The organism is Pelagibacterium sp., from assembly GCF_965249125.1.
GTDB lineage: Bacteria > Pseudomonadota > Alphaproteobacteria > Rhizobiales > Devosiaceae > Pelagibacterium.
Genome location: NZ_OZ252217.1, coordinates 2,425,493 through 2,439,232 on the forward strand (window position 1 = coordinate 2,425,493; position 13,740 = coordinate 2,439,232).

Here is a 13,740-nt window from a genome sequence, read left to right on the forward strand (position 1 = left end):
ATCCTCGGCCTTAACTCAATGCCATGAGCAAACACGAACCGATCCTGCGGATTGAAGATGTTTCGCGCCATTTTGGCGCGGTGATGGCACTCGACGGCGTTTCCTTCGATATAGCGCCGGGGGAAATCGTGTGCCTTGTCGGCCATTCGGGTTGTGGAAAATCGACGCTGTTGCGAGCCATTTCGGGGGTCGAGCATATCGATGGCGGCACGGTGGTGCTGGCGGGCACGACGGTGAGCGGCACCGATGCGTTCGTCGAGCCGGAAAACCGCAACATCGGTTTCATGTTTCAGGACTACGCGCTGTTTCCCCATCTGACGGCGCGCCGGAATATCGGGTTCGGGCTGACGGGAATGACCCGCAGGGATGCGGCGGCGCGAGTCGACGACATCATTTCCCGGCTCGGGATCGGGGGGCTGGCCGAGCGCTATCCGCACATGCTTTCGGGCGGAGAGCAGCAGCGTATCGCGCTGGCCCGCGCCCTGGCGCCGCAGCCGCGCATATTGCTTATGGACGAGCCATTCTCCAACCTCGACCGGGGCCTTCGCGACACGATCCGGCGCGAGACGCTGGCATTGCTCCGGGGACTGGGGACTACGGCAATCATCGTGACCCACGATCCCGAAGAAGCGCTGGCCATCGGCGATAAGGTGGTGCTGATGCACAAGGGCAAGGTGATCGAAAGCGGGACGGGGGACGCCATCTACAGCTTTCCCCAGACTGCCTATGCCGCCGCGTTCTTTTCACAGGTCAATCGCGTTCCGGCCCGGCGATCGGGCGACTGGCTCGACAGTGCGCTTGGCCGGTTTCCTGCACCATGCGGGAGTTCGGGACCAGTCCAGCTGTTTATCCGACCGCAGGCATTGGCGCTGACAACCCATGGGACGGCGGCGACCGTGAGAGGACGGGTATTGCTGGGCGAGATCGAGGAGCTGACACTGGAAGTCGCCGGATTGGCTGAACCACTTGTCATGCGCACGAGCGCGCAGCGGGGGCTGGAGGTCGGACAGGCGGTCACGGTGAGTGTCGAGCCCAAGGACGTGCTTGTGTTTGCCGCCGACGAGACGGCGCGATCGACCCTGCCGCGCGGCACGCTGGCGGCCGAATAAATCAATCGAAATATCAATAGTTTAGAATGATTCTAGACTAAATTTGAAATTTGTTGACTCGCGCTCTCAGCTATGGGTATTGCCGTCTATGGGCGCGTTTGGCCCTCGGCGCCTTTGATGGAACCACACCAAGGGAATACCCAAATGACACGACTTTTTAAGACGTTTTCGGCAGCCGGCCTGCTGGCGCTGGGCGCAGCCGTGCCTGCCCTGGCCCAGGAGGTCAACATCTACACCACCCGCGAGCCGGGTTTGATCCAGCCTATCCTTGACGCGTTTACTGGCGAGACGGGCATTGCGGTCAATACTGTCTTTTTGCAGGACGGGCTGATCGAGCGGGTTTCGGCGGAAGGCGAGAGCTCGCCGGCCGACATCCTGATGACCGTCGATTTCGGCGCCCTGATCGATCTTGTCGATGCCGGGCTGACCCAGCCGGTCGATTCCGAAGTGCTCGAAGCCGTCGTGCCCGAGGCACTCCGCGACCCTGAGGGCAACTGGTTCGCCCTGTCGGGCCGCGCCCGCGTGCTCTATGCCGCCAAGGATCTCGATCTCGACAGCTTCACCTATGAGCAACTCGACGATGAGGAATGGCGGGGGCGCCTGTGCATCCGTTCGGGCCAGCATCCCTACAACACGGCGATGTTCGCGGCCTATATGGCCAAGTATGGCGAAGAGGAAACGCGCTCCTGGCTCGAAGGCATAAAGGCCAATCAGGCCCGCGTGGCCGCCGGTGGCGACCGCGACGGCGCGCGCGATATTGCCGCGGGCATTTGCGATATCGCCGTGGCCAACTCCTACTATTACGGCCTGATGACGAGCGGCGCCGGAGGCGAAGAACAGCAGGCATGGGCGGAAGAAATTCAGGTCATCCTGCCCACTTTCGAGAATGGCTGGACGCTGGTCAATATTTCCGGCGCCGGTGTTGCGGCCCACGCGCCCAATCGCGATGAAGCAGTGCAACTGCTCGAATATCTCGTTTCCGATGACGCCCAGAAGCTTTATGCGGAAGCCAATTTCGAGCATCCGGTCAATGCCAATGCCCAAGTGCACCCGATCATTGCCGGAATCGGGGAACTGACCCCGGACTCCATGTCGCTGACCGAAGTGCTGCCGTTCCGCACGCGGGCCAGCGAACTGGTCGACGAAGTCAACTTCGACACTTTCGGAAACTAGGAAAAGCGCGGCGGGAACGTCCCGCCGCGCCCTCCTCGATGGCAGAAATGGCTGGAAGCCGGCCCGCAGCACGGCACCGCATCGGAGTTTCATTGTGGGCCGCGATGGCATTTGCCGCCGCGGCTCTTGCGCTATTGCCGGTGGCAACGATCGGGGTGACCGCGCTGGCCGACACGGGCACGCTATGGTCGCATGTTCTGGCCAATATCCTGCCGCAAGCGGCCTGGAACACCGGCGTTTTACTGCTGGGCACCGGGATCATCGCGACCTGCGTGGGAACGGGAGCGGCGTGGCTGGTTTCAGCCTATGACTTTCGCGGACGAGGCGTGCTGGAGTGGGCACTGCTGCTGCCGCTGGCCGTTCCGACCTACATCATGGCCTATGCCTATCTCGACGTCCTGAGCCCGCTTGGACCCATTCAGGGCGCCATCCGCTGGGTGCTGGGCTATTCGAGCCCGCGCGAGTTCCGGCTTCCCGATATCCGGGCCATGTGGGGCGCGATACTGGTCTTTGGATTTGTGCTCTACCCTTACGTCTATCTCACGACGCGGGCGATGTTTCTGACCCAGGCCGCCAATCTGGTGGAGGTCTCGCGAACCCTGGGTGTAGGGCGCAGCGGGGTATTCTGGCGCGTGGCTTTGCCGCTGGCGCGGCCGGCGATCGCCGTTGGCGTATCGCTGGTGCTGATGGAAGCGCTCAACGATGTCGGCGCCGCGCAGTTTCTGGGCATCCGGACGCTGACGGCGTCGGTTTATACCACCTGGATCGTGCGCACCGATCTGGCCGGGGCGGCGCAGATTGCCATTGCCATGCTGGTGGTTGTGATCGCGCTGATTGTTTTCGAGCGGTGGGCGCGGCGTAACCAGCGGTTCGCGGCCAGCGCGCAGCGAGCAAGGCCCATGCCGCCGCGCCGATTGGGCGGGTTCAAGGGGCTGGGTGTTTTCGCGTTGGGTTTTCTTCCCATTCTGATCGGCTTTGTGGGGCCCGCGATCTATCTGGCCGTCGCCGCCCTCAGGCGGATCGAATTTGCCGGTCTTTCGCCCGCCCTGATACGAGCGACGATCAACACAGTTTCCGTTTCCGCCATCGCCACCGCCGTTGTGCTGGTGCTCGGCTTTACCATTGCCTACGCGGCACGGATCGAGCCGGGGCGGAAGACCTCCATTGCTGCCCGGATTGCGACCCTTGGCTATGCGGTGCCCGGCACGGTTCTGGCCATTGGTATCCTGATCCCGCTTGCCGCGTTCGATCGCACGCTGGACGGGCTGATGCGCGACTGGTTCGGGATTTCGACCGGCTTGCTGCTGCTCGGCTCGGGCGCGGCGCTGGTCTATGCCTATACGGCACGATTTCTGGCGATTTCCGCAGGCGGGATAGATGCAGGATTGAGCCGCATCCCCACATCCTACGACCACGCGGCGCGGACGTTGGGACAGAGCGCGACCGGGACATTGTTGAGGGTGCACCTGCCGCTGTCGCGGACGGCGTTGACAGCGGCGGGGCTTCTGGTTTTCGTCGACTGCATGAAAGAGCTGCCGGCCACATTGCTGCTGCGGCCACTCAATTTCGAGAGCCTTGCAACGCTGCTCTATGGCGAGGCGGCGCGTGGAACCTATGAAGATGCGGCGTTGGCCGCGCTCATCATCGTGGTGATCGGAATCTTGCCCGTGGTGCTTCTGGCACGAACGGGACGGACCGATCGGTAGGACCGGCCCGCTCAACGTGTTGCAGTCTATGCCTTGGGCTTGGCGGGCGCCTTGCGGACAGGTGCCTTTTTCGCTGCAGCGGCCTTGACCGTACCGGCCTTGGGCGTTGCCGCCTTTGTGTTTGCGGCCGGCTTGCGCGCCGGCTTGGCGGGCATGGCGACCGCGCCGGCGCCGCCGACAACGCCCTCATCGGGGGTGCCTTGTTTGGTCGGGTTGGCCGGCTTTGCCGATTTGGCGGCAGCAGTGGCCCTTGCCGGTGCGGCGACGCCCGAGGTGATGGGTCGGCCGGACTCGTCGAAACGGTGGAAGAGATCACCCTTTGGCGCAAAGCTGATCTGGGCGCCAGCCCGGAAAGGGGTCTTGCCCTCCTGGCGAATGATGATCGCCTCGTCTTCGCCGATATCGACATAGATGTAGCTGTCCGAGCCGAGGTCTTCTGAATAGATGACCTTGCCCGACCACGCGCCATTGCCGTTGGACACGATTTCCATGTGCTCGGGGCGCACGCCGACGGTAGTTGCCTTATAGGACTGTGCGTTCCTGCCCGTGAGGAAATTCATCTTCGGCGAACCGATAAAGCCCGCGACAAAAAGCGATTGCGGGTGATCGTAAAGCTCCATTGGCGTGCCGACCTGCATCACGACACCATCCTTGAGCACGACGATACGATCGGCGAGCGTCATGGCCTCGACCTGGTCGTGGGTGACGTAGATCATCGTGGTGCCGGGCAGCGATTCCTTGAGCTTGGCGATCTCCATGCGGGTCGCGACACGCAAGGCGGCGTCAAGGTTGGAAAGCGGTTCGTCGAAGAGGAAGACCTGGGGATTGCGCACGATGGCGCGGCCGATGGCGACGCGCTGACGCTGGCCACCCGAGAGCGCCTTGGGGAGCCGTTCGAGATAGGGGCCGAGCTGGAGCATCTCGGCGGCGGCCTCGACCTTCTTTTTGATCTCGTCCTTGGGAGTGCGGGTGAGTTTGAGCGAATAGGCCATGTTGTCGAACACGGTCATATGCGGATAGAGCGCATAGGACTGGAACACCATGGCGATGCCGCGCTTTGAGGGTGCGACGTCGTTGACGAGGCGGCCACCGATTTCGAGCGTGCCCGCCGAAATGGTCTCGAGCCCCGAGATGGTCCGCAGAAGGGTCGATTTTCCACAACCCGATGGGCCGACGAAAACGATGAACTCGCCCGATTTGATGTCGAGATTTATATCCTTGAGCACCTCGACATTGCCGTAGCGCTTGTAAAGATTGCTAATCTGCAGGTCAGACATCATCCCTCCCCTGGGCTCTTTCGCCCTTAGTTTATGCGTCCAATATAGGCCCCGAACGGACCGAAACTCAACCGAGCGTCCTCCAATCGGGCATCGGCGCCCGGCGCTCCGGCATCTTGAAGGACCAAGCCCTCGGGCACATCAACGACGATCGGCTCGGCACCCATGTTAAAGGCGCAGAACAGCCTGTCTTCACCCACCGATCGCGTGAAGGCCAGGACCGAGTCAGGCGTTGCCTCAACAAGTTCAAGATCGCCCTTGATGAGGACGGGATGCTCGCGGCGGAAGCGCAAAATCGCCCGATAGAGCGACAAGATTGAATTGGCGACATTGTCCTGCTGGTCGACGGCATAGGGCAGATGCTGGGCCGGGACGGGCAGCCATGTGCGGCTCGCCGTCGAAAATCCTCCGTTGCGGACGTGGGACTGCCAGACCATTGGCGTGCGGCAACCGTCACGGCCCTTGAACTCGGGCCAGAACTCGATGCCGTAGGGATCGACCAGATCGTCATAGGCGATCTCGGCTTCGGTGAGGCCCAGTTCCTCGCCCTGATAGACGCAGACCGAACCGCGCATTGTCAACAAGAGCAGCGCGGCCTGGCGCGTCAGGCGGTCCTCGAAGCCATGCGGCGCCCAGCGGCTGACGTGGCGCACGACGTCGTGGTTGGAAAAGGCCAGGCAAATCCAGCCATCGGGGGCTTTTTCCTGCGTCAGGCGCAACGCATCGCGGAAATGGGGCGCCGTGTACTCGCCGCCCAGATAATCGAACGTATAGCACATATGCAGCTTGTCAGTGCCGGAGGTGTACTGGGCCATGACTTCGAGCTGGTGCTGGGCGTCGCCGATTTCACCAACCGCCGTGGTGCCGGGATATTCGTCGAGCAGCGTACGCACGCGTTTGAGGAACTCGATATTTTCGGGCTGGCTCTTGTCGTAGAGATGTTCCTGAAGATTGTAGGGATTGACCGCCGGTGCGGTCGAGGCGTTGTAGTCCTCGGGGCGCACGGGCGGGTTGTTTTCCAGCCCCACCGAATGGAAATAGAAATTGACCGTATCGAGCCGGAAGCCATCGACGCCGCGTTCGAGCCAGAAGCGCATTTCGCCCAGCAAGGCATCCTGAACAGCTGAATTGTGGAAGTTGAGATCGGGCTGGGAGACAAGGAAATTGTGCAGGTAGTACTGCATGCGCCGCCCGTCCCAGTGCCAGGCCGACCCGCCAAAGATCGAAAGCCAGTTGTTGGGCGGGCTGCCATCGGGCTTGGGATCGGCCCAGACATACCAATCGGCCTTTGCGTTGGTGCGCGACAGGCGGCTTTCAGCGAACCATGGGTGCCGATCGGACGAGTGCGATATCACCTGATCGATGATGACTTTCAGGCCCAGCGAATGGGCCTTTTCCAGCAGCCGGTCGAAATCCTCAAGCGAGCCGAAGGTCGGGTCGATGTCGCGATAGTTCGAGACGTCATAGCCGAAATCCTTCATGGGCGAGGTGAACACCGGGGAGAGCCAGATTGCATCGACCCCCAGATCGGCGACATATTCGAGGCGCGAGGTGATGCCCACCAGATCCCCGACACCATCGGTGTTGTTGTCCTGAAAGGAGCGCGGATAAATCTGGTAGATCACCGCTCCGCGCCACCAGTCCCTGGCGGCGGACGAGGTATCTTCGGGATGCACGAACTGGCGTGACTCGGTCGCAAAATAACTCATCGCCGAGCGAACTCCCCCTCAACATGAATGCGGCGAGGTTCGTGCCCTGCCCGCTGATGTAAAGCCCTGATTTCAGGATGCCCGCAAGCACCCGCCAAACGCCTTTATTGCTTGTATCCAAAACGTTTTGGCTTAGATTCCTTACGCTGACGGCCCGGCTGGCGTCAACCGGGTCTTGCATTGTCTCGCGCAATATTGTGCAAGAGGTGATAAGGCCCCTCCCGGCTGGACCGTTTTCGGCCTTTCCCTGAATCGCCGAAATTGTTCCGGGGCTTTGCGTCGGCGCGTTTCCGAACCACGAGAGTGGCATCGACCCTTGCTGGAAACACTCTGAGGAGCGAAGGGATGGGCGGGGTAAGGCGCTTGGGTGGAGGAGCCCTGGACATACGATGAGCACAGGCCCGAGCCGGTCGCGCAAGGATGCGGGGGCGCAGAACCGGAACGTCACGATCAAGGATCTGGCGGCTGAACTGAACGTTTCGATCACCACCATATCGCGGGCGCTGAACGGCTATGCCGATGTTGGCGAGAAGACCCGCAGGAAGGTCGTCGATGCGGCGCGGCGGCTTGGCTACACACCGAACCGGAACGCACAGCGGCTGGTGACCCGGCGCAGCCATTCGATCGCCTGGGTGCAGGCCGACGACGACAACAAGTTTGTCGATCCCCATTTCGTCGAAGTGATGGCCGGGGTTCTGCGCGAGGCCCGGATCGACCACTACGACATCGTAATGACCAGCGAGACGCCCGAGCGGCAACTGGCCGCCTATGAGCGCTATGTGCGCGACGGCAGCGTCGACGGGTTCATAGTCGACCTGCCCCGCCCCAACGATCCTCGCATCAATTTCCTGCTCGAGGCCCAGGTGCCGTTTGTGGTGCATGGGCGCGAGGAATTGCAGGACCGATATGGCTGGGTTGATGTCGACAATTACGGCAATTTCTACAACCTCACCAAGCTGATCCTGGCCAATGGGCACAAGCGCATCGCGTTCATCAACGGCGATGAGCGGTTTCTTTATGCGACGACACGGCGGCAGGCGGTCTACGATGCGTTGCGCGATCTCGGGCACCCGCCCGAAGCCGTGATGTATCTGGAAGGAACGCACCCGATGGTCGAAGCCGGCTTTCAGCTGACCGATCTGGCGCTGACCGATCCATCCATCACGGCTTTTCTCTACTCATCGATCCTTCTGGCGACCGAAGGGCTGACGGCGGTATCGCGGGCGGGGCGCGTGCCCGGCAAGGATGTGATGATCGCCTCGATGAATGACGAGTTGCAATATCTCAACCTGGCGCCTGTCGAGGGGCAGATCACCTATGTGCGCTCGTCGCTGCGTGCCGCGGGCCGGGCGCTGGTGGCCGAGGTGATCCGGCAATGCGAGCGCAAAAAGACGAGTGGCACGCTGATCCCGTCGCTGTTCGATCTGGGAGACGGCGTTTCTGGCGATGCGATCGCCGAAAGCGTGCATTTCGCATAAAAAGGGCCGCCTTTCGAGCGGCCCCCTTCCGTAAGATGCAATGGGCGCTCAGCCGCCCTTGACCGAGCCGGCCAGAAGGCCGCGCACGAAGTAGCGCTGGAGCGAGAAGAACACGATCAACGGCACGATGATCGAGATGAATGCCCCGGCGGTCAGGATTTCCCAATTGTCGCCGCGCGATCCGAGCAGGGCTCGCAACTGACCGGTGAGCACGAGTTCGTCGGAGCTTTGCCCAAGGAACACGATGGCGACCAGAAGGTCGTTCCAGACCCAAAGGAACTGGAAGATGGCAAAGGACGCCAGCGCCGGAAACGAGAGGGGCAGGACCATGGTTGCGAAAATCTGGAAGTGCGAGGCACCATCCATGCGCGCGCTTTCCATGATCTCTCTTGGCAAGCCCGCCATATAGTTGCGCAGCAGATAGATGGCGAGCGGCAGACCGAAGGCGGTGTGGGCGAGCCATATCCCGAGATAAGTCTTGGAGTTACCACCGAACGTTGTCGCGATGCCATTATACATCCGCAACAAAGGAATGAGCGACATCTGCAATGGCACGACGAGCAAACCGACCATCAGCGCCACAAGAAGCGTTCTGCCCGGAAACCGCATCCACGCCAGCGCATAAGCGGCAAAGGCGGCGATAAGGATAGGGATGATGGTGGCCGGTACGGTGACCGTGAACGAGTTGACAAACGCCCGCCCTATACCCGCCGAGGTCAGCACTTCGGTATAGTTTTCCAGCGTGAACCGGGGCGGCACCGCCGAGGTGTAGAACAGCCTTACACGGTCATGCTCAAACGCGGTTGACGAGGTCCAGACGTAGGATCCGTCTTCGGACACGATGATCTCGCCACCAACGCGCATCTGGGCCGGAGAACCGGCGGCAAATTCGGTCGGATTGTTGATCGAAGTGCCAAAGCTGACGACGGCCTCGTTGGATCCTTCGGCCAGCACGTTGCCGCGAATAACGTATTGCCCGCCCTCCTCGACCTGATCTTCCGCAGTGCCAAGGACACCGACACTGCTGCGTTCAACAGTGGTGAGCGAGGTCCACCAGCCGGAAACGGCCAGTTGATCCTTGTCCCGGACCGAGGAGATCAGCAGCCCGAATGTGGGCACTGTCCAGATCACCACAAGGAGCAACAGGGCAAGGTGGGCCACTGCCCGTCCCGGCGTCACGCGGACCTTGCTCAGCCAACTGGTCCTGGCTTCGGCGCTCGTTGTCTGCACGTCTGCAATCGTAGCCATCAGTGCGTCCCCTGTTCAGAACTGGCCTGGCGGATGTTCCAGATCATCACCGGCAGAACCGCGATCATGATGACGAGGGCAACGACCGAGCCGTGGCCGAAATGGTTGGCGCGGAACATCTGGTCGTACATGAGGTTGGCCAGAACCTGCGTGTCCCATTGCCCGCCGGTCATGGCGAGCACGATGTCGAAAATCTTGAGCACGACGATGGTGATTGTCGTCCAGACCACGAGGATGGTGGGAAGGATCTGCGGGATCATGATATCGAAAAATATCCTGATGTCGCTGGCGCCGTCGATGCGCGCGGCCTCGATGGTTTCCTCGGGAATGCCCCGGAGCGCCGCCGAGAGAATGACCATGGCAAAGCCGGTCTGAATCCACACAAGGATGACCATCAGGAAGAAATTGTTCCAGAATGGCAGGGTGATCCACGCCTGCGGCTCACCGCCGAACGCCATGACCGCCGCGTTGAGCAGGCCGATCTGCTCGCCGGTGCCGCGATAGTCATAGATGAACTTCCAGATAACGGATGCGCCGACAAAGGATATGGCCATCGGCATGAAAACCAGCGACTTGGCGATGTTGCCCCACCAGAGCCGATCGGCAAGAACAGCCACCAGCAGGCCGAAGGCCGTCGCTGCCGAGGGCACCACGATCAGCCAGAGCGCGTTGTTGATGAGCGACTGCACGAAAGCGGGGCTGTTGAGCGCCCAGAGCCAGTTGGAGGTGCCGACGAAATTGCGGCCGCCGCCATCATAGAAGGTGAGCCTTATGGTCTCGAATACCGGATAGACCAGATAAACGGTGAGGAAGAACAGTGCCGGAAACAAAAACAGCCACGGGCGAATGCGTGTCCGCAGGCTGTCGCGGCGAATGGAGGTCGGCCCATCCACATTTTCCGTCGACAGGGCTCTGTCGAGGATCCAGTTGCTTCCCCAAAAATAGATGAAGGCAAAACCAACGCCGATGACAATGGTTAAGGCCGCATAGAGAATCTGATTGACCATCGTGTTCCCCCCACACCCCTGGTGAGTGTATTGTCGGAAAACGCCGGAGCGATAAACGCTCCGGCGTCAGTTTGTCAGGTCAGAGGTTGTTCCAGGCAGATTCGATTTCGGAGGCCGCCTCCTCGGCGGAAGCTCCACCGACGAAATCGACCATGCCGGTCCAGAATGCACCAGCACCAATGGCGCCGGGCATCAGGTCCGAACCGTCGAACCGGAAGGTATCGGCAGCAAGCAGGATTTCGCCCTGAGCGCGCAGGGTGTCGTCAGCATAGGCGGCCAGATCGACGCCGGTGTGCGGTGTCAAAAAGCCCGCCGTCGCCATCCAGATTTCATGCGCTTCAGGATCCTTGAGGAAGTCCATGAAGGCGCGAGCGCCCGGTGTGTCGTTGGTGATGGCGGCAAGTGTGCCGGCACCAAGGACGGGGCTGCCGAGATCCTTTTCGGCATAGCCGGGGAAGTAGAAGAAGTCGGCATCCACACCAAGCTCGGTCCCTTCGGGGAAGAAGGCCGAAATGAACGATGCCTGACGGTGCATGTAGCACTGCGGCGGCACCTGGAAGAGACCGGCAGGGCTATCACGGAAGTCAGTGGTGCCGACTGCCTGAGCGCCACCGGCGGCCCAACCGTCGGTCTTTACGAAGGTCCCGAATGTATCGATGGCTTCGACCACGCGCGGATCGTCGAACGGGATTTCATGGGCAACCCACTGGTCATAGACGCTAGGCTCCTGGGTGCGGAGCATCAGATCTTCGACCCAGTCGGTGGCCGGCCAGCCGGTCGCTGCATCCGACCCGATGCCGATGCACCAGGGCGTGCCGCCATCGGCCACGATCTGCTCGGAGAGAGCAAGCAGGTCTTCCATGGTTTCAGGCACTTCATAGCCAGCATCGGCGAAATTGTCCGGAACGTACCAGACGAGCGACTTAAGGTTCACGTTGTAGAAGAAGCCGTAAAGCTCTTCCTCGCCATTCTCGTTGGCATAGGTTCCCAGATCGACCCAGGACTCGCCAGCAGCGTAGTTTTGGCGAATCCAGTCCTCCGATCCCTCGGGAAGAGGGGTGAGGAAGCCCTGGGATGCCATTGTGGCTGCAAGGCCCGGTTGCGGGAAGAACGTCACTTCCGGCGCGGAGCCGGCCTGTGCGTCGATCACGATCTGCTGTTCGAGACTGTCTGAACCGACATATTCGGCGTTCGCGCCAGTGCGTTCGTTGAAGGCATCGACAACGGCGGTAAAGGATTCGATTTCGACGCCACCGACCCAGGGGCCGAAAATGGTGAATTCTTCGCCGTTCAAATCAGGCAGGTCAACGGCCTGCGCAGCGGCAGGAGCCGCAAGGGCAAGGGAAAGCGCCAGAGCTGAAGCTCCAGCCAGTAAGGTTTTGTGCATGTAGTCCTCCCATAGCACATAAAGACGCAAATACGGCGCCTGGTCGCCGAATACGACATTCCAAAACGTTTTGGCAACCAAAACGTTTTTGCCGCCCCTTTTCGCAATATGGGCTTTGTCGTGCGGCCATTCGAGCGTTGCATAAAGCTTAAGGTTTGCCAAGCCAGTAACGCGGTGTTGCAGGGGTTCAATGACGCGATCGGGGGCGTCTTTTCAGCCTTGCTGATCGTGGGACCCGGCATCGCAACTGGCACGGGCGCGATCGATGGCGGAAACATTTTCCGAGCCCACATTGTCGCGGTTGCGGGCGCTCAGGCGACGCGAGAGCGGTTGGCTCCGGTGAGAAGCGACTGGAAGGCCCGGTAGGACGATTTGGGCGTCCGCTTCTGAGTCTTGTAATCGACATGCACGAGCCCGAAACGCTTGTCGTAGCCTTCGGCCCATTCGTAGTTGTCGAGCAGCGACCAGCCGAAATAACCGCGCACGTCGGCGCCGCGCCTTTTGGCGGCAAGAACTGCGCCGAGATGGCCGTCGTAATAGGCGACCCGGCGGGGGTCGTCGGTCCCTTCGACTTCGGCCATGCCGTTTTCGGTCACGTAGAGCGGTATGTCGGTGTAGTCAGCCGAAATACGGGTGAGGATCTCTTCCAGGCCCTCGGGGAAAATTTCCCAGCCGATGGCTGTCTTTTCGAGCGGGCCATCGACCTTGCGCAGCGGGAAGGCGCCACGTTCGGGGGCGTGCTCATAGAGGCCGCGCGTGTAGTAGTTGACGCCGAACCAATCGAGCGGTGTTGAAACCACCGCCATGTCCTCGGCGAACTCGTCGGGCATGTGGGGCGCGAAATGGGCGAGAACGTCGGCGGGGTATTTGCCCTTGAACAGCCCGTCGAGATACCAGCGGTTGAAAATCCCATCCCACAGACGCGCGGCGCCCATATCCTCGGGCTTGCCGGTTGCGCCCTGGGCGACCTCGAAATTGCACACGATGCCGAGGTTTTTCCCTCCCTCGGCGCGCATGGCGTTGATGGCTGTGCCGTGGGCCAAAAGCACATGGTGGGAGGCACGGGCAGCGGCGCGGATGTCGCGATAGCCCGGAGCGTGCACGCCGAGCATGTGGGAGAGGAAGGCCACGCACCACGGCTCGTTTATGGTTGCCGTGGTTTCGAGCCTGTCGCCGAAGCGGCTCTGTACCAGCACCGCGTATTCGGCGAACCAGTTGGCGATGTCACGATTGAGCCAGCCGCCCTTGTCCTGGAGAGCGCTTGGCAGATCCCAATGGTAGAGGGTCGCAAAGGGTTTCAGACCCCGCTCGAGCATGCCGTCGATCAGACGGTCGTAAAAGTCGATACCCTTTTGATTGACGGTGCCTACCCCCTCCGGGATCAGGCGCGGCCATGAAAAGGAGAATCGGTAGGCATCGAACCCGCCATCAGCCAGCAGATCGAGATCTTCGGGCCAGCGATTGTAGTGATCGCAGGCGATCTTGCCGGTTTCGCCGTTGTGGACGTTGCCGGGCGTGGCTGAAAACGTATCCCAGATGGAAGACCCTCGGCCGTCGGTCTGGCCGCCTTCGATCTGGTAGGCGGCGGTGGCCGCGCCGAACAGGAAATCCTCGCCGAAATCGGCGCGCTTGTGGCTGAACATTGT

9 protein-coding genes and 1 pseudogene are annotated in these 13,740 nt (G+C 61.2%); 4 read left to right on the forward strand and 6 right to left on the reverse strand.

Going from position 1 to position 13,740, the window contains the following annotated elements; translation table 11 throughout:
- The first annotated feature begins 23 nt into the window (after positions 1–23).
- From ACP148_RS11915 to ACP148_RS11925, 3 genes are all read left to right on the forward strand, one after another.
- Entirely contained in the window at positions 24–1,109 is a 1,086-nt protein-coding gene (locus ACP148_RS11915) for an ABC transporter ATP-binding protein (RefSeq protein WP_421952832.1), read from the forward strand.
- A gap of 144 nt (positions 1,110–1,253) precedes the next feature.
- On the forward strand, positions 1,254–2,282 hold the full coding sequence (locus ACP148_RS11920; protein ID WP_421952833.1) for an extracellular solute-binding protein: 1,029 nt from the start codon (positions 1,254–1,256) through the stop codon (positions 2,280–2,282).
- Between the two features lie 104 nt (positions 2,283–2,386).
- Positions 2,387–3,988 carry an ABC transporter permease gene (locus tag ACP148_RS11925; protein ID WP_421952834.1) on the forward strand — a complete coding sequence of 534 codons (1,602 nt, stop codon included), beginning with the start codon at positions 2,387–2,389 and terminating at the stop codon, positions 3,986–3,988.
- A 275-nt stretch (positions 3,989–4,263) separates the two neighbouring features.
- Here ACP148_RS11925 and ACP148_RS11930 read toward each other — a convergent pair.
- A pseudogene (locus tag ACP148_RS11930) lies at positions 4,264–5,265 on the reverse strand (ABC transporter ATP-binding protein); the annotation flags it as partial.
- Between the two features lie 26 nt (positions 5,266–5,291).
- A complete protein-coding gene (locus ACP148_RS11935) occupies positions 5,292–6,974 on the reverse strand; it encodes an alpha-glucosidase family protein (RefSeq protein ID WP_421952835.1) in 1,683 nt (560 codons plus the stop codon).
- Positions 6,975–7,363: 389 nt separating this feature from the next.
- Between ACP148_RS11935 and ACP148_RS11940 the strand changes: the two genes are divergently transcribed.
- Positions 7,364–8,452 (forward strand): LacI family DNA-binding transcriptional regulator, encoded by a 1,089-nt coding sequence (locus tag ACP148_RS11940; protein WP_421952836.1) that lies wholly within the window; start codon positions 7,364–7,366, stop codon positions 8,450–8,452.
- Positions 8,453–8,500: 48 nt separating this feature from the next.
- Here the strand turns inward: ACP148_RS11940 and ACP148_RS11945 are convergent, their stop codons facing one another.
- The 4 genes from ACP148_RS11945 to ACP148_RS11960 all read right to left on the reverse strand — a co-directional run bounded on the left by ACP148_RS11945 (position 8,501) and on the right by ACP148_RS11960 (position 13,737).
- Complete coding sequence (locus ACP148_RS11945) at positions 8,501–9,646, reverse strand: carbohydrate ABC transporter permease (protein ID WP_421952994.1); 1,146 nt, start codon at positions 9,644–9,646, stop codon at positions 8,501–8,503.
- Positions 9,647–9,699: 53 nt separating this feature from the next.
- On the reverse strand, positions 9,700–10,707 hold the full coding sequence (locus tag ACP148_RS11950) for a carbohydrate ABC transporter permease (RefSeq protein WP_421952837.1): 1,008 nt from the start codon (positions 10,705–10,707) through the stop codon (positions 9,700–9,702).
- A gap of 79 nt (positions 10,708–10,786) precedes the next feature.
- Positions 10,787–12,094, reverse strand: a complete 1,308-nt coding sequence (locus tag ACP148_RS11955) for an ABC transporter substrate-binding protein (protein ID WP_421952838.1) — start codon at positions 12,092–12,094, stop codon at positions 10,787–10,789.
- Positions 12,095–12,405: 311 nt separating this feature from the next.
- Complete coding sequence (locus ACP148_RS11960; RefSeq protein WP_421952839.1) at positions 12,406–13,737, reverse strand: GH1 family beta-glucosidase; 1,332 nt, start codon at positions 13,735–13,737, stop codon at positions 12,406–12,408.
- Positions 13,738–13,740: the final 3 nt, after the last annotated feature.